Genomic DNA, 24,381 nt, shown 5'->3' with positions numbered 1-24,381 from the left:
AATTGATGATCTTGGCTCGATCAAAGACTTATATCCCTGCAGGACACAAGTTTTAGAGGCAAAATAGCCGGAGTAAAATAAAAATGATAAACACCACTGTGCAACCCAACTATCGTCTAGCGCTATCGCGTTTGACGCAGGTTGAATCGACTCAATTGTTTACCCTAATTGGTGGAGGTTGCCATGCAAACTCAACTTTCTAATCAGTTAGCGGCTAAAAAACGTAAGCAGCTACTTGTTTCAGGCATTTTTACTGTGGCAGTTATAGGAGCAATGGCCGTCGATACGAAAGTGATCGTCAATGGTTCTATTGAGGACTTACGTCAACAAGCGTTTTCCCCTGACAACTACGCCAAAATTCATTACCCAGACATCAAGCAGTATGTTGAGAACAACGCGGTCGACGCAACAGTTCTTCTTAACGCGTTACGAGAAGACAAAAAAGCAGCAGGTCAAAAGTACGGTGTCGGTGGCGGCATTGGTCCAGTTATCCCTGTCACCTTAGAAGGCACAGTTACCGAAGGCCGTTCAGGCATTTTCAAAATAAGCATTCCTAGCTTCCCAGACAATCAAACAGTACGAGTTCAAACTGGCCCAGCACTAAACGGCACTGACCTGCGTGACGCTAACGGGGAAATCAAATTTGGCGAGTTCAAAAATCAAATCGAATACCAAGATGTGGGCGCTGCGATCAACCGAGCGATGAAGGCAGAGATCCTAGAAGATATAGACCGCGAAAACTTGGTGAACAAGAACGTAGCAGTTACAGGCGTATTTCGCTTAATCAATGCAAAAAACTGGCTTATTACGCCAGTAGGGATGGATGTGAAATGATCCTAGCCTACGATAACCTTCCGACTGTAGATGAAGTGGTTCTGGAAGCACGCAATATTGCCAAGTCTTTCGGTAACACCCACGCTCTCAAAGGGGTGAACTTTGATATTCACCGAGGGCAAGTCACGACCCTATTTGGTGAAAACGGCGCCGGTAAGTCAACCCTGATGAAAATTTTATCAGGAGTGATTACTCCTACATCCGGTGAAATCGTTTTAGATGGTGAATCCATCCTCTTTAACAACGCCAACGAAGCTCGTGCCAAAGGCATCTCCATCATTCACCAAGAGTTAAGTCTCGCCCCCAACATGAATGTGCGCGACAACATCTTTATGGGTCGAGAGATCATCAAAGGTGGGCAAGTGGACTTCGCGGAAGAAGAGCGCCAGGCCCGTGAATTGATGGCCGAACTTGAAGAAGACATCGACCCGTTGACACCACTAGAAGAATTGCGCCTAGGTCAACAACAGATCATTGAAATAGCCCGCGCAATTTCTCAGAAGTCACGCATCCTCATCATGGACGAACCCACTTCTGCCCTCAGTGCCGCAGAAGTAGAAGTATTGTTTAAAGTGATTCGTGACCTTACCACTAAGGGTGTTTCAATTGTCTATATCTCTCACCATTTAGAAGAAGCCCTTACGATTACAGATCACGCAGTGGTACTGCGAGACGGTACTATGACCGCCTATGCGCCACGTAAGGACATCAACCTTGAATGGATCGTACGCAACATGGTGGGGGAAAACTTCGATTTAGGTTCTCCTCCAACGGGCTATGAGTTTGGCAATACAGCTCTGCACGTCAAAAACCTAGTTATCAAAGATTCAGGAGGCGGTGATTACAACGTCGTCGATAATTTATCCATTGATGTCAAAGCCGGTGAAATCGTTTGTGTATACGGTCTAATGGGTGCTGGGCGTTCAGAATTTATGGAATGTGCGGCAGGCCGTTTAAGAGCTCAACAAGGTCATATTCTATTGGGCGATGAAGACGTTAATAAACTCTCAATCGCAGAGCGCATTCAAGCTGGCTTGGCATTAGTCCCCGAAGATCGTCAAAAAGATGGTCTGGTACAAACCATGACTGTGGGGCAGAACCTGTCTTTAGCAAGCATAGGAGAATTTACGCACAAGTTACTGACCTCTAAAGCGGACGAAGACAGCTTAATTGACGAATCCATTAGAGCCGTCACTGTGAAGACTTCTGGTGCTGAAGCGGCCATTGGTTCCCTCTCTGGCGGCAACCAACAAAAAGTTGTGATCGGCAAAATGCTTGCAACAGCCCCGAAAGTCTTGCTTCTGGATGAGCCCAGCCGCGGCATCGACATTGGCGCTAAAGCGGAAGTTTTCAAGCTGTTAGCAGAACGCGCCAAACAGGGCCTTGCTGTGGTCTATTCCACCTCTGAAGTAGCGGAGTGCTTGAGTATCGCCCATCGAATCATAGTGATGCACAAGGGCAAAATCTCTGCGGAATTCGATCATACGGCTTCAAAAGAACAAATTATGGCCGCCTCTGGCGAATCGGTTACCCATTAAGACAATAAGAAAAACTGGAGTTACACCATGTCTGCAACGGCTCAAAAACAAACTGTGCAAGGCGTAAGTGCTGCACCGAAGAAACTTGATATTGGTCGCTTATTACTTGAAGGACGCGCATTCTTTGCTTTAATTGCGATTATCATCTTTTTCTCACTTATGTCGCCGTACTATTTTACGGTTAACAACTTCCTAATCATGTCATCCCATGTGGCCATTTTTGGACTCCTAGCCTTAGGCATGTTGCTGGTTATTTTAAATGGCGGCATTGACCTTTCCGTGGGCTCTACACTTGGTCTGTGCGGCGTCTTTGCAGGCTTTTTGATGCAAGGAGTTAACATCGAATTCCTGGGGATGACTTTTTATCCATCGCTTTGGGTCGTGGTGGTTTTGACCTGCCTATTGGGCGCAGCTGTGGGTACAGTCAATGGTGTGCTGGTCGCACACTTCAAAGTCCCAGCATTCGTGGCAACGTTAGGCACTATGTACGTTGCCCGCGGCATCGCCCTACTCATGACTAATGGCCTGACGTACAACCAACTAGAAGGTAAGCCGGAACTTGGAAATACAGGTTTTGAATGGCTAGGTTTTAACCGCTTAGCAGGTATCCCAATCAGTGTCATCGTTTTAATTGTGGTCGCTGTGCTATGTGGCTTGATGATCAGCCGTACGGCCTTCGGTCGTTGGCTATACGCTTCTGGCGGTAATGAAACTGCTGCAGATCTATCTGGTGTACCCATCAAACGTGTAAAAGTGACGGTTTACCTACTGTCTGGTGTCTGTGCTGCTCTAGCCGGCTTGGTATTGTCTTCACAATTGACCTCTGCTGGACCAACCGCGGGTACGACCTACGAACTGACCGCCATCGCTGCAGTAGTTATTGGGGGAGCTGCTCTGACAGGTGGTCGTGGAACGGTCCGAGGCACCATCTTGGGTGCGTTAGTCATTGGCTACCTATCAGACGGTCTTGTCATTATTGGGGTTTCGGCTTACTGGCAAACAGTATTTACCGGCACCGTAATCGTTTTAGCGGTTCTGCTGAATAGCTTGCAATACGGCACTTCAGGAAAGAATCGTTAAATGAACCTTGCAGTAGTAATAGGTAAACCATCCATCGCTACTGCAAACAACTCGCCGACCTTCGGCAACTCGTAAAATAATAAATCGGAGTAATACAATGTTTAAAACAACTAAGCGTTTGTTAGTCGCCTCTACCGCTAGTTTGACTCTCATGGCAAGCAGTGCGTGGGCTGATGGCTTGATTTCGATTATCGTCAATGATCCTTCAAACCCTTACTGGTACACTGAGGGTCAGGTAGCAAAACAAACTGCCGAGGACATGGGCTACGACGCTAACGTAGCCGCTCACAAAGGCGACACCAATACTGAAAGTAAGCTTATTGATACTGCTATTACAAACCAAGCGAAAGCGATAATTCTTGATCCTGCAAACGCAGACGGTTCTATCGGCGCGGTGCGTAAAGCAATTGCTGCAGACATTCCGGTTATCATTATCAACGCAGAACTGAACCAAAGTGGCCTAGCAAAAGCACAACTGGTTTCGAACAACGCACAAGGTGCTGCACTAGGCGCAATGCAATGGGTCGAAGCAGTTGGTGACTCTGGAGACTATGTTGAACTTTTCGGTGCACCAAGTGATAACAATGCAGCGACACGTTCAAATGGTTTTGAAACGGTTCTTACTCAGTACCCAGACTTGAAAAAAGTGGCGCGAGAAGTGGCAAACTGGGACCGTACCCAAGGGTACAACAAAATGCAGTCTATCCTGCAAGCGAACCCAAACATCAAAGGCGTGATCTCCGGAAACGATGAGATGGCTCTAGGTGCTATCGCAGCGCTTAAAGAAGCAGGCAAGCTTGATCAAGTAAAAGTAGGCGGTTTCGATGGATCTCCAGATGCTGCCAACGCAATTTTGGACGGCGAAATGGAATACACGGTACTTCAACCAGTGGCGATCTTTGCTGCTGAAGCCATTCGCCAAGCAGACAACTTCATCAAAAACGGCACTACTGGTGCAGATTCAGAGAAGCAGCTGTTTGATTGTTACCTAATCACTAAAGACAACATTGCTAACTACACGTCAGCATTCACATTGTCTGAATACTAAGCACCACGCTCTTATCAGGGCACTCTCCAAAGTACGTTTTAGGGCTACTCACGTAGCCCTTCTTTTTCGACCTTAACCGATTTTTCTCCAACCACTGTGTCGCCCTTTAAACACAGGGCCAACTCGGCTGCCTGATCTACGACATAGCCATTCAGCAAAAAGATGCTGTAGGAAACTATTGATGAGCACTTTACAACGAAGAACCCTCGCAAACGCAATTCGCGCCTTAAGTATGGACGCGGTACAACAAGCAAACTCTGGTCACCCCGGTGCCCCGATGGGCATGGCGGATATCGCCGAAGTCTTATGGCGAGACTATTTACAACACAACCCCGCTAACCCTCACTGGCCCAACCGCGACCGCTTTGTACTGTCTAACGGTCATGGTTCCATGTTGCTTTACAGTCTACTCCATTTGTCCGGATATCCTCTGACCAAAGAGGACCTAAAGCAGTTTCGCCAGCTTCATTCTAAAACACCAGGTCATCCTGAATACGGCTACACTGAAGGGGTGGAAACTACTACCGGACCTTTAGGGCAAGGACTGGCCAATGCGGTAGGCATGGCGTTAGCAGAAAAAACACTGGCGGCGCAATTCAACCGACCAGGATTTGATGTGGTCAACCATTTCACCTACGCCTTTGTGGGGGATGGCTGTCTTATGGAAGGTATATCCCATGAAGTATGCTCTCTGGCAGGAACTCAAGAGTTAGGTAAACTTATCGTATTTTACGATGACAACGGGATCTCCATTGACGGTGAAATCGAAGGCTGGTTCACAGACGATACCCCTACCCGCTTCCGTTCCTATAATTGGCAAGTGATCAGTGATGTGGATGGCCATGACGCTAAAGCCATTATTGCAGCCATCGAAGAAGCCCGCCGAGACACATCTCGACCCACCTTGGTTTGCTGTAAAACCACCATTGGCTTTGGCTCCCCTAACAAGGCCGGTAGCCATGACTGCCACGGTGCTCCTTTGGGCCAGGCAGAGATTCAAGCGACACGACAGGCACTAGGTTGGAGCCACGGTCCATTTGAAGTTCCAGAAGATGTCTCCCATGCTTGGAATACCATTGATAAAGGACAAACGTTAGAAGCCCTTTGGAAACAACTATTTGAAAGCTATCAAGCCAAATACCCTCTGTTGGCCGAACAGTTCTTGCGTCGTATTGAAGGCTCTTTGCCAGAAAACTGGGGCGAGATAAAGAAAGAAATCTTCGAACAGCAAGCGAGTGTGACGGATGCTGCGGCTACCCGAAAATGCTCGCAAAACATCCTACAGTTGTTGGGCGAAAAAATTCCAGAACTGTTAGGCGGCTCTGCGGATTTAGCGCCTTCCAACCTGACCATGTGGAAGGGGTCTGAGGCAATTTCTCCTGCACACCCTAACGGTAACTATATGCATTATGGCGTCCGGGAGTTCGGTATGACCGCCATTATGAATGGTGTTGCACTATATGGCGGCTTTATACCTTATGGCGGTACTTTCTTGATGTTTATGGAATATGCCCGCAATGCTGTACGTATGTCCGCACTAATGAACCTACGAGTGATCCATGTTTACACCCACGACTCTATCGGATTAGGTGAAGATGGGCCTACTCATCAACCTGTGGAGCAAATTACTGCTTTGCGTGTGACCCCCAATCTACAAACTTGGCGTCCATGTGATCAATTTGAAACCACTGTAGCATGGCTAACCGCCATTGAACGAGATGAAGGACCCAGCGCATTCATATTATCTCGTCAAAATTTACCTCAACAAAAGCGAGATAGCTTACAACAGCAAGATATCGCAAAGGGCGGATATATTCTAAAGGCATGTAGTGGCGTACCAGACCTAATTTTAATAGCTACTGGATCAGAAATTGCCTTGGCCATGGATAGTGCAGTTAATTTAGAGCAAAAAGGCTATGAAGTTCAGGTGGTTTCTATGCCCTGTGCTGAACGCTTCGCTCAGCAGCCTAAATCATATCAAGAGAAGGTTTTACCAAAAGACAATAGATCGCGTGTAGCCATTGAATGTGGCCACAGTGATTACTGGTACAAATTTGTAGGAATCGACGGAGCAGTCATCGGCATTGACCGTTTTGGTGAATCCGCTCCAGCAGGAGAACTGATGACAATGTTTGGCTTCACTCAAGAAAAAGTCGTTGAAACTAGCATACGCATCATTCAACAAAACACCCATTAATTTACAAATTTAGTATCGCTGGGGCATACAACCTAGCGATACATTTAAAAAATACACAAAGGTATGAATCAATGAGTAATAAGTTATCTCAGCTAAAAGAATTTACTACAATTGTTGCTGATACAGGTGATATCACTGCAATTAAAAAATATCGTCCGGAAGATGCGACCACAAATCCATCCTTAATGCTTAAAGCTGCCCAGATCCCAGAATACGCACAATTTATTGATCAAGCGATGTCTTGGGCAAAAGAGCAGAGCGACCACAGAGAACAACAGATAATCGATGCTGGTGACAAACTAGCAGTAATTATAGGAACTGAAATACTTAAGTACATACCGGGTCGAATTTCTACAGAAGTAGACGCACGCTTATCATTTGATAAAGATGCAACAGTTCAAAAAGCGCGCCGTCTCATCGAGCTTTACGAAGATGCAGGCGTTTCAAAAAATCGAGTACTAATCAAAGCTGCATCGACTTGGGAAGGAATAAAAGCTGCAGAAGAATTAGAAATAGAAGGCATAAACTGTAACCTCACTTTACTCTTCTCTTTTGCTCAAGCTCAAGCCTGCGCTGAGGCGGGAGTATTTTTGATCTCCCCATTCGTTGGCCGAATCTTAGATTGGTACAAAAAATCAACAGGAGAAGAGTACACGGCAGAAACTGATCCTGGCGTTGTTTCAGTCACTGAAATTTACAACTACTATAAAAAACATGGCTACAAAACCATCGTTATGGGCGCAAGCTTCCGAAACATAGGTGAGATTGAGCAACTTACAGGTTGTGATCGTTTGACAATTAGTCCGAATTTACTTGAAGAACTAGAGACAGATGAAAGAACGCTAAAACGTAAACTGGTGCCAACATCAAACATCTCTTCAATTGATAAGCCAATTACTGAGCATAACTTCCGCTGGATGTTAAATGAAGATGCAATGGCAACAGAGAAACTAGCAGAAGGCATCCGTAACTTCGCAGCCGATCAACGAAAATTGGAAGCAATGCTTAGAGCCAAACTTTAAGTTCCCGCGAATTTCACATTCAAAATCTGGAAGATAAAGCTTGGCTTATCTATGTAATTGCTACCAAATGTATTTCGAACGGACCTCAAATGACGCGATAGATGGAATTTTTTACCTTTCATCTATTGCCCTACTGTTGTTTTCTAAGCCGACGGAGAGATACGCTTGATGCATACTTCGATACTAGACCATAGGTTCTAGAGCGCTGCAGAGTTAACCTTCACAGCTTCAATTGAATCGCCACTAGTTAGCTAGACACTTTTTAGTTAGATAAAATGATCTAATTGAGAGGTATTTATGAGCAAAACACGTTACCCAGAACAATTCAAAATTGAAGTAGTTAAGCAAGTGACTGATGCAGGCTTTTAGTGTTGCTGAAGTCGCTAATCGCTTAGGGAACATGCGAATAAGTCGGCAACGTGCTTGAAAGACAGTTTAATCCAGAAAGTCCAAATACAGCGTGGCTTACTGATATTACGTATATCCGAACACATGAAGGCTGGCTGTACTTATCCGTCGTGCTCGATCTCTATTCTCGTCGAATAATAGGCTGGAGTATGGGACCAAGAATGGTGAAGGAGCTTGTTCTTGAAGCACTCATGATAGCGGTATGGAGAAGAAAGCCAAAGCATAGGGTGACGATTCACTCAGACCAAGGCAGTCAGTTTACCAGCTATGATTGGCATAGATTTTTGGACGATTACAACTTACAAGCCAGCATGAGTCTACGTGGTAACTGTCATGATAATGCTTTTGCTGAAAGCTTTTTCCAGCTTTTAAAGAGAGAGCGAGTGAAGCGAAAGATTTACTCGACAAGGGGCGAAGCAAAACAAGACATTTTTAATTATATAGAAATGTTTTATAACCCTATCAGACGCCATAGCACTAATGATATGTTGTCATCTGTTGAGTATGAGAAACTGTTCGAAAAGATGACTGAGAGGTGTCTACTGAACTTGTGGCGATTCAAAAAGCTAGGATTCTATAAGTAAGAGATGGTCTAGTAAAGTCTGGTCGATTCAGTCGGCCCAAGTATTTTCCCTGTGCTTGTTGATAATATTGTTGCCTGGGTTGAAGAAAATGAAGAACACAATATGCAAATCCATGGCGGTCAACCAGAGCGAACACGTCCAATGTGCGAGCTCCCTACATACGTAATGTGGAACCAAGATGAGCAGTCTTGGAGCTGTAAATCATAGGACGTATAAAAGTAGTGATGACTAAGTCGGCGAAATTCTCTTAAATCCGCCGACTTATTCAAATACTCTTAATTTCTCAAGAGAAACGCATCAACCTCTGACCTGGTAGGAATAGAGGTTGCCGCGCCAGGTTTAGTCGCAGTTAAGGCGCCAGTAGCGGAGGCAAAACGAAGAGCGTCTATTACAGGCATCTTTTCGTATAGCGCAACAGCCAATGCACCACAAAAAGCATCGCCAGCAGCCACAGTATTGCAAGCCTCAACGATAAAGCCAGGAAGACTGCCAGATGTTCCATCAGAACAAGCATAAGACAAGCCCTGCGAACCAAGTTTCACTATGGCTAACTGTAAACCATAAGTGAGTAGTTCCTTAGCCGCTTTTTCTGCCTCTTCCCTCGTTTCAGGACGCCACCCAATTATCGCCTCACATTCAGTTTCATTAGGTGTGATCGCGTCGGCTAACTCTACTAAATGCTTAATTTCATTAATATCGCTAGCAGGCGCTGGATCAAGGATGACATATGCCCCGTTATCACGCGCCTCACTCATAGCAGATCGAACTGATTGTAAAGGCGTCTCAAGTTGCACTAAAAGAACTTGAGTACCACGAAAAACTTCTGGGGATGGTCCACTATCCGCCCAGCTCATGTTGGCACCACCAACAATAGAGATAGTATTTTGCGCTGATTCATTTACATGAATCAGCGCAAGGCCTGTGGCTGAGGGTACCGTTATGACATAATCAAGAGAAATATTAAAACTCTTCAGCTCCTCACATACCTTATCACCAAATGCATCGTTCCCAACGGCCGCCACAAAACGTCCGCCGTCAGTAGAAAGCTTTTGTACTGCAACGGCTTGATTAGCGCCTTTTCCCCCTAATTCAAAGGAACAATTACTTGCATGAACCGTTTCACCTGGATCCGGAAACTCTTGCACATAAGTTGTTATATCTAAATTAATTGAGCCGTAAGTCGTGATACTCATTTAACTAAGCCTGAAACCTTTCGACGATAAAAGTCATTTCCTTGGGCGATACGATCCATGATCGGAGAAACCCCCCAAAAGCGCTCAAAAATATCAAAATCTTGAACGCGGCTCACAGCTTCTGAAAAAGTACCAAGTCGCTGATGATAATGCTTAGCAAATTTTGGGTACCCCATAGACTCTGCTTGCGCAGCAAGAACTAAAAAGGTCGCTAATTCCTCTGCCAATTCAGGGTAAGCGGAACCATGATGATATAACCATGCATAAAGATCTGGATGGATGTTATTAAAAACACCAGAGAAACCAGTTGAACCCGCTTGCATAGCAGGCCAAGCGATTGCGGCATTCGCATTCACAATACCTAAAGGTGTACCTTTAACTATACCTATTCGGCGCTTAACAACATCCAAATCACAAGACACATCTTTTAAGAAAGAAAAGCGCCCCGTTTGCGCACAATGCTCCAGTTCATTATCACTTAGTAGTCTACGAAATGGCGCAGGGCATTCGTATAAACCAAGGGTAATGTCAGCAGGGAGGACATCGATTATTGCATCAACATTGCGAATTAGAATGTCGGATGTATCTTCTTCAGCAGCTAAACGATTAGTCACCAAAACTACACCATCAGCCCCCGTTTCGGCCATTACATTTAGCTCATGAATTTGATCCGAAAATTTATCAGAAACGTGACCAGATACCACTACTGGAACCCTTCCGGCCACTTGCTTCACTGTGAACTTTGCTAAAGCAATACGCTCTTCAAGGCTTAGAAATTGCATTTCAGAGGATTGGCACACCGCAAACAGCGCTGTTGCACCGTTTTCCAGATACCAATCGATTAAACGAGAATACCCATCCCAATCAATACTATTGTCTTGGGTAAAAGGAGTAAGCATAACCGGAACAATTCCGTCTACTGTGATAGTCACTTGGTAATTTCCTTCAAAGGTAATGTTTCTGGGTTTACTACATAAGGTACTAAGTCGGATGGATTACCATGCAACCATGCCAAAATATTACTGATGCATCGGTTAGTAACTAACTTCTCAGCCATGCGATCCATACCTGAAACGTGAGGGCTTAAAATCACATTGCTTAGTTGACGTAACTCATCAGCTTCAGGAAGTGGCTCCACTTCAAACACATCAAGCCCAGCGCCACCGAGGTGACCACTCTTTAAAGCACGCAAAAGTGCTGCCTGATCGATCAATGGTCCGCGTGAAGTATTCACGATAATGGCCCCTGGCTTCATTTTCGCGAAGGTTTCATCATTCATCATATGACGTGTACTCGGCGTAGAAGGCGCATGGACAGACACCAAATCAGATTGCTCCAAGAGAATGTCTAGATCTACAAGCTTAACGCCCGCAGCCTCTGCTGCCTCTTGGCTCAGTTGAGGATCAGCCACCAAAACGGTCATCCCTTGGCCAACTAAACGTCGCGCCATCGCTCCACCGATGCGTCCAAGACCAATCAAACCTGCGGTGCGACCCCAAAGACCAGGGTGAAAACCGTCAAAATACCATTCGCCTTCTTTGACCATTTCATCACGTTGACCAATTCTGCAGGCCAGTGATAAAGCCATCGCATGTGCATATTCAGCAACGCTCTCATGGTTTTCGCCAAATGCCATCGCAACGGGGATACCCGCTGATGTAGCGGCCTGCACATTTACTTGGTCATACCCTACCCCCCAACGTGCGATGATTTTTAAAGAGGAAGCAGCAATGACTTCTGGCGTGTAAGGCTCACCGCCAGCGATGGTCGCAACAACATCTTCCGTCAGCATAGCTTTTAACTGCGCTTCAGAAGGCAAGCGACCCGACTCATTAACAACTACTTCGTACCCAGCATTCCTTAAGGGATCAAAAAGAGTACTTTGATTATTAAACTGCTCTGTCAGAACGAGTATTTTTTTATTTGACATTGATTACTCCACTAAATTTGGAAGGAACGTTGATAGGCTTGGCCAAAAAATTAGAAGCCCTATAGCAATAACTTGAGCAATTAGGAAAGGTAAAACCGCAACAAACATTCTACCTATGGGAATTTGGCCTATCTGGGCAGCCACGAACAAACAAATTCCTACTGGCGGAGTTATTAGACTGATGGTTCCTGATAACAGAAATACCATTGCGAATTGCATATCATCGATGCCTAAAGCTCTGGATATTGGCAGAAAGATCGGAGCAAGTAATAGAACTTGAACACCAGGCTCCAAGAAAAATCCTGCAATTAAAAGCACACCAAGAATAAAAAACAGAAAGGTCGTTGGGTCGTTAGCAAACAATGATGTCAATCCACGAATTTCACCTATCGCACCTGTAACCGTCAGTGTATAAGATAAAACCGATGCTCCCGCTATCACTAGATAAAGCACCGATGTCGTACGCATTGAGTGTTTTAGCGCATCAAAGATCGATCGACCGTTAAGTGTTTTTAATACAAAAACGCCAAGTAACATTGCATAAACACACGCTACACCACCGGCTTCGGTTGCAGTGAAGGCACCAGAAAGCGTCCCAAAAACGATAAACAGAGGGATAGAAAAAACTAGCAAACTTTCTAAAGCTAATTTACTGCTGGTCTTTTCAACAACCTTAATTTCGCCTTTAGGAAGCCCCTTTGTTACCCCAGTGATAAAGACAACCACCGCACAAGCAAAACCAAGTAACAAACCCGGAACAATACCTGCGACAAATAACTTTATGATTGAAACTTGGGCAATCGAAGCATAAACGATCATAATTACCGATGGCGGGATAATAGGCCCAATCATCGAACTTGCTACCGTAACAGCGGCAGAAAACTCACGACTGTAGCCCTGTTTTGGCATGCCATTAATAAAGATTTTACCCAGTGCAGCAGTATCAGCAATCGCCGTCCCTGATATGCCAGCAAAGAAAACCGAAGCCAAAATATTCGCGTAGGCAGCTCCGCCTCGAATTGCTCGCGTCACTTTTGCTGCGGCCGTTATTAACGTTTCGGTAATTCCACCACGGTTCATCAACTCACCGGCAAAGATATAAAACGGTGCGGCCAACAATGCAAAATTATCAAGAGAACTAAAAAAACGTGTCGGTATCAGCACCATAGGGAAACCAGAAAACCAAGAGGTCAAGGCGCCAGTTAAGCCTAAAGCGATCGCAATAGGTGCTCCGATCAAAACAAGAAAGAAAAAGCTTACAAAAACCAAAGCAGGACTCATGATGATTCTCCAACAGCGCTAGTAGGTTTCATAATCGTCTCAATAAAAGCCGCTAAAGCCTGAATAGCTATTAACAGATAACCTAAAACGACCGCACTATAAGGTATCCACATTGGGATACGCATTGAAGGAGAGACTTGCCCTGTATCCAGAATAAAAACAAAGCCTAGAGACACAACAACTGCAGCTAAGATAAGTGTTGCTACTAAAGAAATGAAAGCAGCTAATTTTCGAACTAGTGCACTAGGTATTAAATCTATTAGATCTATTACCATTTGCTCGCTATAACGAAAAGTAGTTCCGGCTACGATATAAACAGCCCAAATAATTCCATAACGCATGAACTCTTCGCCCCAACCAATTGGGGAGTTCAAAACATATCGCGCTACGATAGATAAAAAATTAATAGAAATGATTACGGCTAGAATACTTGCAGACAAAACATCGCAAATACGAGCGATGGTTGCACTAAAGCGCAAAAAAAAAGTCACCACTTTAGACGCTTCTTTTATTGTCATAGTAAATTCCTATGAAAAACCACACTGACCAAATATCTTGGTCAGTGTGTTCTTAGAGTTAGATAATCGCTTGTTATTTAATAAAGCGAATCCTCATTTTCTTCTACAGCTAAAATGAAGTTACTCACATAGTCAGCGCCCAATTCGTCAGATAAGAACTTCAAAACAGGAGCTTGAGCTTTTTCTCTGAAAAGTGCTTTTTCATCCGCTGTATTGACGTAGACTTCAACACCTTTGTCACGAATACGCTGTGTATCATCTAAATACCCTTGTCCTTTACCAGCCAACATTATCGACTCATACAACTGCACACCATCAAGTACAGCACGACGACTCTGATCGTCTAATTTTTCTAAAAAGCGAGGATTAGAATAAACAAAAACAGCAGAGAAAATATGCTCATCAAGAGACATATATTTGATTACATCAGACCATCCGCCATTGATCACGGTTGAAGGCGGGTTTTCACCACCATCTACGACACCTTGGCGAATTGCCATAGCACTTTCAGGAAACGGGATTGGGGTCGGAGCAGCACCTAGACTCTTCATAAGAGAGATCATGACAGGGCTTTCCATAGAGCGTAATTTTAAACCCTGAACGTCTTCAGGAGTACGGATTGGATGTTTGTTATTAACAAAGTTTCGAAAACCATCGGCAGCAAATCCTACGATCTGTAATCCTGCTTCCTCTGATACATCCTCAACAAAGTCGTCCATCACTTCAGACTCGTTCATAAACTTCATTGCAGATCGCACAGAGCTAAATAGATAAGGCGTGGAGAAAACTTGAACCTTTGGGTAAAAGGACGCTAATGCCCCATCTGTTGTAGCAGTCATTTGGAATATTCCGCTACGTACGCTTTCTAATAGTTCGCGATCACCACCAACACCACCATGAAGAAGCTGGACGTCAACCTCACCATCAGAATGAAACTCCACATATTTCTTAAAGGCTTTCATTGCGTGGGTTTCTGGGTTATCAGCCTCCGGTAATGTCGTCGCAAACCTTAGAGTTTCAGACTGCGCAACGCCTACCATTGAGCACATAAAAACTGCTGCCATTAAAGGCTTTTTAAAAGACATATTAACAAACATATTTCACCTAGCTTTCTTATTATTGACGGGCAGACACTACTAACATACATCTAACATGTCAATGAAATGTTTGATAGTTCTCTTAATATGATGAATACTATGCAAAAAAATCAGGTTCTTAATATGCAAAATACGGCAACAAAAACAAATGACAGTCCCCTCTTGAGAAAGACTGCTTATGAACGAATTGAAGCGCTCCTTAACACTGGAACTCTAACTCCTGGTCAAGTCGTGTCACAACGAGAATTAGTAGAGCTAACAGATTCAACACTTGGCTCTATTAGAGAGGCTGTCTCTCGATTGGAAGCTGAAGGGCTACTACAAACGCTTCCCAAACGAGGTCTCATGGTTCCCAGTTTGGATATAACATTTGTTCGTAATGCATACGAACTAAGAAAGTTAATAGAAGTAGGAACGTTAGAAAGATCTTCGGATATGATTCCAAAATCAATCATTGAAAATTGGATTAAGCAACACGAGAAACTTCTAGAACAAATTATCGATAATAAAGACGAAGAAGTATCCGAAGAAATACAAAAACTAGATTGGGATATGCATTCAAGAATAGTCAACGCAGGCAACAACACTCTAGTTGAGAATGTTTATCGAATTACAGCAATAAAAATACGTATGGCAGTTCAATCAAGAATTAAAGTTACGCCTTTTAATGGGCATCGAGTCATAAATGAACATCTATCTTTTCTACGCCCCTTAGCAGCAGGAGATAAAAAACTAGCGGCTATAAAGCTTGAAGAACATCTGAACAACTCTTTGACATTGGCACTGGGAGGCACGATTTAGAAAAAGAATTTCAGCTCAGTAAAGGGTAGTACGTTTTCAACTTTGCTAACCTATCTTATTCCAATTCAGCCACTCAAATAGTTTCATCTCTTTTGAGGCGTTCATATGGCATGACACACCTCAAAGGAATGAATACGTTATGGGAATACACTCAAGCTCGAATGATGCTGTTAGTATCACCCCGTATGATTGATTCAATAAAAGTCATAGTGCTGCCCCACTGTTCTAGGCTGGAATGACTGTGGCCTGAAAAACTCTCATAGATCATTTATAAGAATTTCTACCTTTTCCAAACCTCTGCGAAATTGGATGGTATTCTCAAGCATTAAGTCATCCAGTTGATACATTAGAAAATCACAATTTGCTGTTGGCACTTTGAATACTGCAGAGGACTGCTCCGCATCATTTTCAAAAAGTATACCACTGGCATCTTTAATCAAATTTCTCGCTCTGATCATGAGTTCTGAGCGGTGTTTAAGATTCTCAGTCGTTTCTGAGTTTTCGCCGAGGACATCAAAAATACATTTAAATCTCACAGATTGCATGGTCATTATCTTCTTTATCATATACCTCATGAGTTCCAACTGAAGTTAAGAATAGTTAAAGTGATACTTCATAAAAAATCCGGGTAACAGCCTCGCCCTAATGCCACCTCTTCAATCTGGTTCCATAACATCGGCAAATAGACCTTAAGCACTTCTGCATCCGACTAGTAATATTCATTTGTGCATTCTTCTTCAGCAGCTTTGATCCAATCAGTAGGCGTTAAAATGGTCAGGTCAGCCCTTGAAGATAAAATTCAGAAATCGCTTCTCGAATTGATTCTTCACTTCCACTGAATACATAAATTGTTACACCTTCACCCGTTGAGAAATAACGATAAGCACCGACATAATACATTTCACTCCCGACACTATTTCTTGATCAAAGGACATTCAATACTAGCAACTCACTCAAGTAACAGCATTTTTATTAAAGGGCTCGAGTTGTCTCGTTTAATTAACAATGTCACCGATTCGTCGCAGATTCAGGTTAGCTGAAATACAACCACTAATTTTTGAAGTAACATTAGGCAATAACGTGGTGTTGATGGCATCTGGCAGAGTGGAGCTAAATACTTTGGAGATAATTTTGTAATCGTAGGATAACCAGAAAAAGATACCCGTAAAATTCCTCACCAAGCTGACATCTGAGCTCAAAATGTCAGATGAAGCATTCCTGAAACCCAAACGAAATTGCAAAGTCACCATTCTCATTAAGTGACCGTAAATTACACTTCGATGTACTTTAATACGCATAATTTAATAATCACAGTTAACATAAAAGCATTGATTTATATGCATTTAAGTACCTTGATGAGCTTCTACAGAATCTTGTGCAGTTCCCTCCGGAGGCGAAGGTCGAAGGTTCAAATCCTTTCGGGCGTACCACTTTCTTAAGTACTCTCCTACCTCAACTCACTTGTACTCCCTACGTAACCAATATTTGACGTTCGAACACTAAGTTTATTACAAGCCTCCTTAGAACTACGCAATAAAAGCAATGGTATGAGTCAATCTTGCCGACTGAGACTACTAAGATTCTAACTAACCAAAAACCAGCTTTTCTGCACCTATATCTTGCTTTTCAAAAAACGTAAAAAAGGGAAACAACGATTCTTTGGTTTAAACACACATATCAGCATCGATGAAACACAAGATACGCGCTGTCCTCAATCATCATGTAAGAAGCATGCGCACAACGCTCTGATCACAGGAGGATCAAGTACGAGAAGCTATAAAAAGGAAGGAACTTGGGGAGAGTGGCAAAACAAAATGGGCTCTTAAACATAAGAGCCCATAAACAGATCAAAACTCTTGAGACGCATCCAACAAAGCGTCCCAAAGATGCTCAGCACTCGACACGTCACTTAATATCAGATAATTGTCCGAGCGTTGCGCAGATAAGGATGTATTGACCACTATGGCATTAACACGCGCCACCGATGTTTGTGCGATACTCTGTGCTGCAAAAGCACCATGAGACAAGTCAACGCCACAAAGTTTGGCAAACATCTCAGCGCTATACTCGCCTTTTAACTCAAACAAAGCGTGGCTGTGCTGGCAATAAAGTCGATAAACACCCTCTTCACTCAGAGCTTGCCGCTCCAATGCCTCCAGCGCAGCTTGATGTGATTGGGCCACATCGATGAGCCAAAACTCAGTCCGGCTCAAGCGCAGCACAATCAAACCATTTTCTGAATACTCTGCTTGGTTAGGCTGATCGGGGACGATCATTCCCTGGCGTTTAAGGAAAGATTCTGCTGCAACCCCTCGAACGCCAACCCGCGTTGTATGCGTTTTATCTTCGATCACGACTTGCGAATCTTGCGCGCACAGACTCGCATCAATCGGACTTTGACGGCACATAGCATGTGCACTGATAATAAACTCTGACATTAGGCCACCTCCTGACGAGCACCTTCCGGATCATAAAATGGCAGCTTCACCACCGTCGCAAGGACTTCTTTACCGTCCACACGAATCGGAACCTGCTGCCCAACGTCTTGCTGTGCGATCCCAACAAATGCCAAACCAATGAACGCATCCAGTATTGGAGAATACTCACAGGACGTCACATTCCCAGTGATGTTAGCACCGCCTCCTACACGATCTAGCACTATGTGTCCTTCCTCTGGTTTCGCGACAGTTTTATCTAATTTAAAACCCACCAGCTTACGAGTCTGCTCTCGCGCCATAACGATATCAACGGAACGACTGCCAACATAAAAAGGCTTTTTGCGTGCGATAGCCCATTCCAACGATAGCTCCCCTGGATGCGACATACCATCTGTGTCTTGACTTACAATGATGTGGCCTTTTTCAAGGCGCAATAAACGCTGTGTCTCCACGCCAAACGGCCGCATTGTAAACTCATCCCCCGCCACCATGAGGAGGTCCCAGATCTTCAATGCAAACAAACTTGGCATATGTATTTCATAGCCGAGTTCGCCGACAAAACCGACTCGAAGCAAACGCACTGGCATGCCTTCAATGGTACCCTCGCGATATCCCAGATAAGGAAACGCTTCATTAGACAAATCCACGTCAGTACAGACTTTTTGCAGCACTTTGCGCGCCATAGGTCCCGCCACATTCACGGCGGAAAACGCTGACGTCACATTGGCAATGTCCACATTTAGACGCCACTGAGCATTCCACTTGGTCATTTCACGGTATACGGCATCGACACCACCAGTTGTAGCAGTCACATAAAAATGGTCCTCGCCAATGCGACACGCTACGCCATCGTCAATCACAACGCCTTGTTCATTCGTCAGCACCGCATAACGTGTCTTGCCAATCGGTTGTTTGAGAAACGCAAAGGTATACATACGGTTCATAAATTCAGCGGCATCCGGCCCTCGCAGTTCGATACCGCCGAGCGTACTCACATCAATGATGCCCACCCCATTACGTACTGCGAGTGCTTCTTGCTGGATCAACTCCGCACGTTGATGCTTCGGCCCATAGAACGCTGGCCTGCGCCAAATCCCCGCTGGAATCATATGCGCCCCGAGCTCAAGGTGGCGTTTATGCATCGGCGTATAACGATGTGGCGAAAAGATGCGTCCGGCAATATTGGCCAGCTTTTCGGGCACAAACGGCGGACGCGCCGTCGTCACACCGGTTTCACTCACCGTTCGCTGGGTCGCTTTAGCAACCAAACGAGCGGTCGGCAGCGCTGAATGACGGCCTTGGGATGGTCCCATTCCAACCGTTGAAAAGCGCTTCACCAACTGTATATCGCGATAACCCAAACGCGTTGCATTAATGATGTCTTTGGCTTGCAAGTCCTCATCATAATCCACGAAATCTTTACCTTGTGGATGTTTAAATATTGGCCAATCAAAATTGGTAACGCGGTCACATTGCACTAACGCTGGCACATCATTAGATAGCTCTAAAGCGACAAGACATTGAGCCGCCGCTCGCTTGCCATCTTGCAACACCTTATTAAGGTCATGAATACCATTGACCGACCCAGCGATGTAGACATCTTTTGGCAACCCAGTGAGAGCAAATCGTGCACTGCGGTCGTCGTATTGTAATTTTGCGCCGCCTTGACAGAGCAATTGATACGTCGGCATGTAACCTGCCGACATACACAAGGTATCGCACGGAATCATCACGCCATCCATAGCCACTTCGCCTTGAGCTTTAATGGTATGGATCTTAACCGCTGCCAGATGCTTCTTATCACTGTTTGGTATGGCTTCGTAAACGGTCGCGCCACATTTCACATTGATCCCCAATGCTTTCACTGCTGCTTCAAGTGAGGGCTCAACACCGTCTTTACGCATATCCACAATTAAAGGGACATCCACACCGTGCTGTGCCATCTCAATCGCTGCCAAATAACCATCATCATTCCCCGTCAGCACCACTGCTTTTTGACCGGGCCGGACGGCATAATGCTTCATTAAACGCATGGCCGCACTCGACATCATAATTCCGGGCAGATCATTGTTACGAAACACCACATGCTGCTCAAACGCCCCCGATGCCACCACACATTGTTTGGCACGCACCTTAAACATTCGGTTACCTTGAATGACTGGTAAATAGTTATCAGCAAACCAAGCATTACAGGTTGCATTGGTTAATACCCGAATGTTGGGATGCCCAACAACCTGCCCGACTAGATCGGATAGAATTTGCGCCGCTTGACGACCGTCTGCATCAAAACGATGGTACGTCAACGCGCCACCAAGTTGCTTATTCTCATCAACTAAAATAACACTAGCACCGCCTTGTGCAGCATCAATCGCCGCCGCCAACCCAGCAGGACCAGCCCCAACTACCACTACATCACAAAAGGCATACGCCTTATCGTGGTAGGTCGGCTTAAAGTTCAAATTCGCGGTACCAAGCCCCGCTTTTTTACGTATAAATGGTTCCCATTTATCCCAAATTCCTTTGGGTTTATAGAATGCTCGGTAGTAAAAGCCGACGGGCATAAAGCGAGCGCCATAGCTTAGTTTGGCGTCCTTATCATGCTCTAGTGAGCCATTATAATTTTGTCCCATCACCGAGGTATTGGCGCGAAGTTCACTGCGATCTGCTAATACATTCGGCTCATCAGGCAACTGCACCAATGTGTTGGCGTCTTGCCCTGCCATCGTCAGTGGCCCACGAGGACGGTGGTATTTAAACGAACGAGACATCAACCACTGACCACTTGCGACTAATGCGCTAGCGATGGTGTCGCCGTCGAAGCCTTGATAACTCTGACCCTCAAATTCAAAGCGGATCTCTTTTGTACGGTCAATTAAAGACCCTAATGGTGCGGGTAAACGATCTAAACCACTCATACTACACCTCCCTTCACACCCTCTTCGTGTCCAAAATCAATCCGCTCTTGGTATAATTCGCTCGGATCAAACGTTCGTAAAATCTCATCCGATGCCGTATGCCTCTCCGCAATAAACCAATAGCCTGATGGCGAGTGAAACCACCACTCCTGAATGATCTTGATAGTGTTATCGGCGTAAAAAACATAGTCGGCCCACTCTTTGTCGCTACACGTTTTATGGTTTGGCATTGCTTTAACTTCGCCACCGTAAACAAACTCACTAATGTTCCGAGGACCATTTAAAGGACAAGTCATTAATTTCATTATTCGTCTCCTAGTGACTCGCGGCCGTTGCACCCATTTCATTTACTTGACGGAACACATCGAAACGGTCCATGGAGAAAGGGGCGATCAACTCAGGTACTTTGCCGCCACTGGCGACTAACTCAGCCATGGTTTTGCCGCAGATCGGTGTCGACTTAAATCCCCATGTGCCCCAGCCTGCATCCAAGTAGTAATTTTTGATTGGGCTTAACCCCATAATAGGGCTGTAATCAGACGTCATATCCGTGATACCAGCCCATTGACGCATGAGCTTTAAATTCGCCATAAACGGGAACATCTCGACAGCGCTGGCCAGCAAGCTCTCTTTTAAATCCAAAGTAGAACGCGTGTTATAAAGAGGGTATGGGTCGGATCCGCCGCCGAATACTATTTCGCCTCGTCCCGTTTGCTGTACATAACAATGCAGCGCTGATGAACTGACTAAAGGGTCTAAAAATGGCTTCACTGGTTGAGTCACCATGGCTTGCAATGGATAAGTCGTGATCGGCATTCTTATCCCTGCCATCGAGGCTACCAATGAGCTATGCCCCGCAACGGCTTGGACAACGCAACCACAACTGACCGCGCCACGATTAGTCGTGACACCCGTGACCTTTCCTTGTTCAACGGTAACGCCGGTCACTTCCGTTAATTGATGCAACTCCACTCCGCGCTGTGTCGCGCCTTTCGCGTATCCCCAAGCAACAGCATCGTGTCGAGCGGTCGCGCCATCAATGTGCCATAGGCCTGCCAGAATAGGCATGTCAGCAGGGTTCATATTGAGCGTCGGTACCAACTCTTTGATCTGTTGAGGGTCAATCAACTCAGTGCGGCCACCAAAGTGCTTATTTACCTCTGTTCGTTGTCGAAAAGATCGCACTGTCGCATCCGTATGCGCCAATGTCAGTTGACCGCGCGAGGAATACATAATGTTGAAGTCAAACTCATTCGACAAACCTTGAAACATATCTACGGATTGCTTGTAGAATTTAACGCCTTCGGATGTAAGGTAATTCGAACGAATCACCGCTGTATTACGAGCAGTATTTCCGCCACCCAGATAGCCTTTCTCTAAAATCGCAACATTCGTCATGCCATGGTATTTGGCAAGATAATAGGCCGTCGCAACCCCATGACCGCCACCCCCGATGATCACCACATCGTAGTGACGTTTAAGCTCCGTGGGAGCTGGCAAGTCAGCGTCTTTTTCAAATGGATAGTCATTCGAAAGACCATATTTCAGTAGTGAAAACGGCATAACAGTACCCCTCGTTTACCGGTATTTTGTGTAGTTAATGCGCAGTGTGTTGTGCCGCTACCAGAGTATTTTTCATCAAGCAAGCGATCGTCATTGGTCCTACTCCCCCCGGCACTGGCGTAATAGCACGGGTATAAGGTGCCACTTTTTCGTAATTCACATCCCCAACGAGTTTGCGCTTACTGTCTCGCTCGATGGCGTTAATCCCCACATCAATCACCACAGCGCCTGGCTTAACCCAAGTTTCATCGATTAACTCCGGTACACCCACCGCCGCAACTAAAATATCGGCTTGTCGCGCCAGAGAGCTGGCATTAGATGTACGAGAGTGCACCACTGTGATAGTGCAATTGGCTTGCAGCAATAGATTGGCCATTGGTTTACCCACGATATTAGAACGACCAACGATCACAGCGTGTTTTCCCGATAAATCGCCAAGCTCACGCTTCAACATCTCCAAACACCCTAATGGCGTACAGGGAATCAAGCTGGCTTGACCCGTTGCGAGCAGGCCAACATTTTCAGGATGAAATCCATCCACATCCTTATGCGGCGCAATCAGGCGAATAATGCGCTCTTCTGATAGATGTTTAGGCAAGGGCAACTGCACCAAGATGCCATGCACATCGTGGCGCTGGTTAAGCTCTTCAACCACGGCTTCTAATTCGGATTGTGAACAGTCTACGGGAAGGCGTTTTTCAATAGACTTCATCCCAGCTTGCTGTGCACGCTTTATTTTATTGCGCACATAAATAGCACTCGCTGGATCTTCCCCAACCAAGACAACAGCCAACCCAGGAGCCGCCTTACCTAGTTCAACAAGCTGTTTCACATCAAGCGCTACTTCAGCGATGATGTCATCAGCCAATTTTTTTCCATCAATTACGTGCATGACTCAGTTCCTCTAAGCGCTATTTAAAGACGACTGTTTTATTGCCATACATGAATACACGATGTTCTAAGTGCAAACGTACGGCAGTGGCCAGAGCAACGGTTTCTGTATCGCGCCCAACAGCGACTAAGCGATCAGGTGAAAACGTATGATCAACAGGCTGTACGGATTGCTCGATAATAGGACCTTCATCAAGGTCGGAAGTCACGTAATGCGCCGTGGCGCCGATTAGCTTGACTCCGCGAGTGTGGGCCTGGTGGTAGGGCTTTGCACCTTTAAAGCCAGGTAAAAAAGAGTGGTGAATATTAATCGCGCGTCCGTGTAGCTCCTTACACAGACTATCGGACAGGATTTGCATATAACGCGCTAAGACCACCAAATCGGTATGGGTCTCTTCTACAATTTCAATCAGTGCTGCTTCTTGCTCAGGCTTATTCTCTTTCGTCACGGGTAAATGCACAAAGCGAATTCCTTCCCGCTCCGCCATGGGACGTAGATCTTTGTGGTTGGATACGATCGCCGTAATGTCCATTGGCAGTTCGCCTTTACGGTGGCGATACAAGAGATCATCTAAACAATGATCAAACTTGCTCACCATCAATAACACCCGCATTGGCTTGTTGGCGTCGAACAATTCCCACTGCATATTGAATTTTGAAACCTGGGCATCGAAACCTTCGCGAATGGTATCCAATGACGTCTCAGGTTTTTGAATACGACATACTGCACGCATGAAAAAGCGCTGATTCTCCTCGTCATCATATTGATGCATTTCCGAAATATAACACCCTAGCCCGGCTAAATATGAGGAGACGGCCGAAACAATACCACTGGTGGCATCACACGATGCCTTAAGTACAAATTCTGTTGATCGCGACATATTCCCTCCAAGATCACGCTAACCCAAAACAACGAAAATAAGATCAGGTTTGTTTATTAATGGTAAATTAAATATACTGACAAGAAATGTTATTGGCAATTTAATAACCGAAATAAACAGAAACCGCCTGGATTTAATACCTATAGAAAAAACGCATTCGTA

Annotated in this window: 20 protein-coding genes and 1 pseudogene; 8 read left to right on the top strand and 13 right to left on the bottom strand. The window is 45.1% G+C overall.

Annotated features, from left to right (window positions below):
- Positions 1-183 precede the first annotated feature (183 nt).
- From DN730_RS09045 to DN730_RS09015, 7 genes and pseudogenes are all read left to right on the top strand, one after another.
- Positions 184-834 carry a DUF2291 family protein gene (locus tag DN730_RS09045; protein WP_115467792.1) on the top strand — a complete coding sequence of 217 codons (651 nt, stop codon included), beginning with the start codon at positions 184-186 and terminating at the stop codon, positions 832-834.
- Positions 831-2,372 (top strand): sugar ABC transporter ATP-binding protein, encoded by a 1,542-nt coding sequence (locus DN730_RS09040; RefSeq protein WP_115467791.1) that lies wholly within the window; start codon positions 831-833, stop codon positions 2,370-2,372. The genes DN730_RS09045 and DN730_RS09040 overlap by 4 nt, the downstream gene beginning before the upstream one ends.
- A 27-nt stretch (positions 2,373-2,399) precedes the next feature.
- A complete protein-coding gene (locus DN730_RS09035) occupies positions 2,400-3,452 on the top strand; it encodes an ABC transporter permease (protein WP_115467790.1) in 1,053 nt (350 codons plus the stop codon).
- A 97-nt stretch (positions 3,453-3,549) separates the two neighbouring features.
- A complete protein-coding gene (locus DN730_RS09030; protein WP_115467789.1) occupies positions 3,550-4,500 on the top strand; it encodes a D-ribose ABC transporter substrate-binding protein in 951 nt (316 codons plus the stop codon).
- 181 nt (positions 4,501-4,681) lie between these two features.
- Positions 4,682-6,697, top strand: coding sequence for a transketolase (tkt, locus tag DN730_RS09025; RefSeq protein ID WP_115467788.1), 2,016 nt, complete (start codon positions 4,682-4,684; stop codon positions 6,695-6,697).
- Positions 6,698-6,768: 71 nt separating this feature from the next.
- Positions 6,769-7,719, top strand: coding sequence for a transaldolase (gene tal / locus DN730_RS09020; protein ID WP_115467787.1), 951 nt, complete (start codon positions 6,769-6,771; stop codon positions 7,717-7,719).
- A gap of 416 nt (positions 7,720-8,135) precedes the next feature.
- Positions 8,136-8,711: pseudogene (locus tag DN730_RS09015) on the top strand (IS3 family transposase); the annotation flags it as partial.
- 275 nt (positions 8,712-8,986) lie between these two features.
- Here DN730_RS09015 and DN730_RS09010 read toward each other — a convergent pair.
- The 6 genes from DN730_RS09010 to DN730_RS08985 form a co-directional block, all read right to left on the bottom strand.
- The gene (locus DN730_RS09010; RefSeq protein ID WP_115467786.1) at positions 8,987-9,904 is read right to left on the bottom strand and encodes a ribokinase; all 918 of its coding nucleotides are present in this window, start codon (positions 9,902-9,904) and stop codon (positions 8,987-8,989) included.
- Complete coding sequence (locus tag DN730_RS09005; protein ID WP_115467785.1) at positions 9,901-10,836, bottom strand: dihydrodipicolinate synthase family protein; 936 nt, start codon at positions 10,834-10,836, stop codon at positions 9,901-9,903. The genes DN730_RS09010 and DN730_RS09005 overlap by 4 nt, the downstream gene beginning before the upstream one ends.
- Positions 10,833-11,834, bottom strand: a complete 1,002-nt coding sequence (locus tag DN730_RS09000) for a phosphoglycerate dehydrogenase (protein ID WP_115467784.1) — start codon at positions 11,832-11,834, stop codon at positions 10,833-10,835. Before DN730_RS09000 ends, DN730_RS09005 begins: the two co-directional genes overlap by 4 nt.
- A gap of 3 nt (positions 11,835-11,837) precedes the next feature.
- Positions 11,838-13,115: a TRAP transporter large permease gene (locus DN730_RS08995; RefSeq protein WP_115467783.1), complete on the bottom strand. Its 1,278-nt coding sequence runs from the start codon at positions 13,113-13,115 to the stop codon at positions 11,838-11,840.
- Positions 13,112-13,633, bottom strand: coding sequence for a TRAP transporter small permease (locus tag DN730_RS08990; RefSeq protein WP_115467782.1), 522 nt, complete (start codon positions 13,631-13,633; stop codon positions 13,112-13,114). The genes DN730_RS08995 and DN730_RS08990 overlap by 4 nt, the downstream gene beginning before the upstream one ends.
- Positions 13,634-13,710: 77 nt before the next feature.
- Positions 13,711-14,697, bottom strand: a complete 987-nt coding sequence (locus tag DN730_RS08985) for a TRAP transporter substrate-binding protein (protein WP_158541194.1) — start codon at positions 14,695-14,697, stop codon at positions 13,711-13,713.
- Positions 14,698-14,796: 99 nt separating this feature from the next.
- Between DN730_RS08985 and DN730_RS08980 the strand changes: the two genes are divergently transcribed.
- A complete protein-coding gene (locus DN730_RS08980) occupies positions 14,797-15,531 on the top strand; it encodes a GntR family transcriptional regulator (protein WP_211313858.1) in 735 nt (244 codons plus the stop codon).
- Between the two features lie 257 nt (positions 15,532-15,788).
- On the opposite strand, the gene DN730_RS08975 is transcribed toward DN730_RS08980, so the two are convergent.
- The 7 genes from DN730_RS08975 to purU form a co-directional block, all read right to left on the bottom strand.
- Positions 15,789-16,076, bottom strand: a complete 288-nt coding sequence (locus DN730_RS08975; protein WP_158541193.1) for a hypothetical protein — start codon at positions 16,074-16,076, stop codon at positions 15,789-15,791.
- Positions 16,077-17,378: 1,302 nt separating this feature from the next.
- The gene (locus DN730_RS08960) at positions 17,379-17,969 is read right to left on the bottom strand and encodes an aminomethyltransferase family protein (protein WP_115467778.1); all 591 of its coding nucleotides are present in this window, start codon (positions 17,967-17,969) and stop codon (positions 17,379-17,381) included.
- Positions 17,969-20,884, bottom strand: a complete 2,916-nt coding sequence (locus tag DN730_RS08955) for an FAD-dependent oxidoreductase (RefSeq protein ID WP_115467777.1) — start codon at positions 20,882-20,884, stop codon at positions 17,969-17,971. The genes DN730_RS08960 and DN730_RS08955 overlap by 1 nt, the downstream gene beginning before the upstream one ends.
- Entirely contained in the window at positions 20,881-21,189 is a 309-nt protein-coding gene (locus DN730_RS08950; protein ID WP_115467776.1) for a sarcosine oxidase subunit delta, read from the bottom strand. The genes DN730_RS08955 and DN730_RS08950 overlap by 4 nt, the downstream gene beginning before the upstream one ends.
- Positions 21,190-21,199: 10 nt before the next feature.
- Positions 21,200-22,447, bottom strand: coding sequence for an FAD-dependent oxidoreductase (locus tag DN730_RS08945; RefSeq protein WP_115467775.1), 1,248 nt, complete (start codon positions 22,445-22,447; stop codon positions 21,200-21,202).
- A gap of 34 nt (positions 22,448-22,481) precedes the next feature.
- Positions 22,482-23,339, bottom strand: coding sequence for a bifunctional methylenetetrahydrofolate dehydrogenase/methenyltetrahydrofolate cyclohydrolase FolD (gene folD, locus DN730_RS08940; protein WP_115467774.1), 858 nt, complete (start codon positions 23,337-23,339; stop codon positions 22,482-22,484).
- Positions 23,340-23,358: 19 nt separating this feature from the next.
- Positions 23,359-24,219 carry a formyltetrahydrofolate deformylase gene (gene purU / locus DN730_RS08935; protein ID WP_115467773.1) on the bottom strand — a complete coding sequence of 287 codons (861 nt, stop codon included), beginning with the start codon at positions 24,217-24,219 and terminating at the stop codon, positions 23,359-23,361.
- Between the last annotated feature and the right edge of the window lie 162 nt (positions 24,220-24,381).

The organism is Marinomonas piezotolerans, assembly GCF_003362755.1.
GTDB lineage: Bacteria > Pseudomonadota > Gammaproteobacteria > Pseudomonadales > Marinomonadaceae > Marinomonas > Marinomonas piezotolerans.
This window is presented reverse-complemented; position numbering and strand designations above follow the sequence as displayed.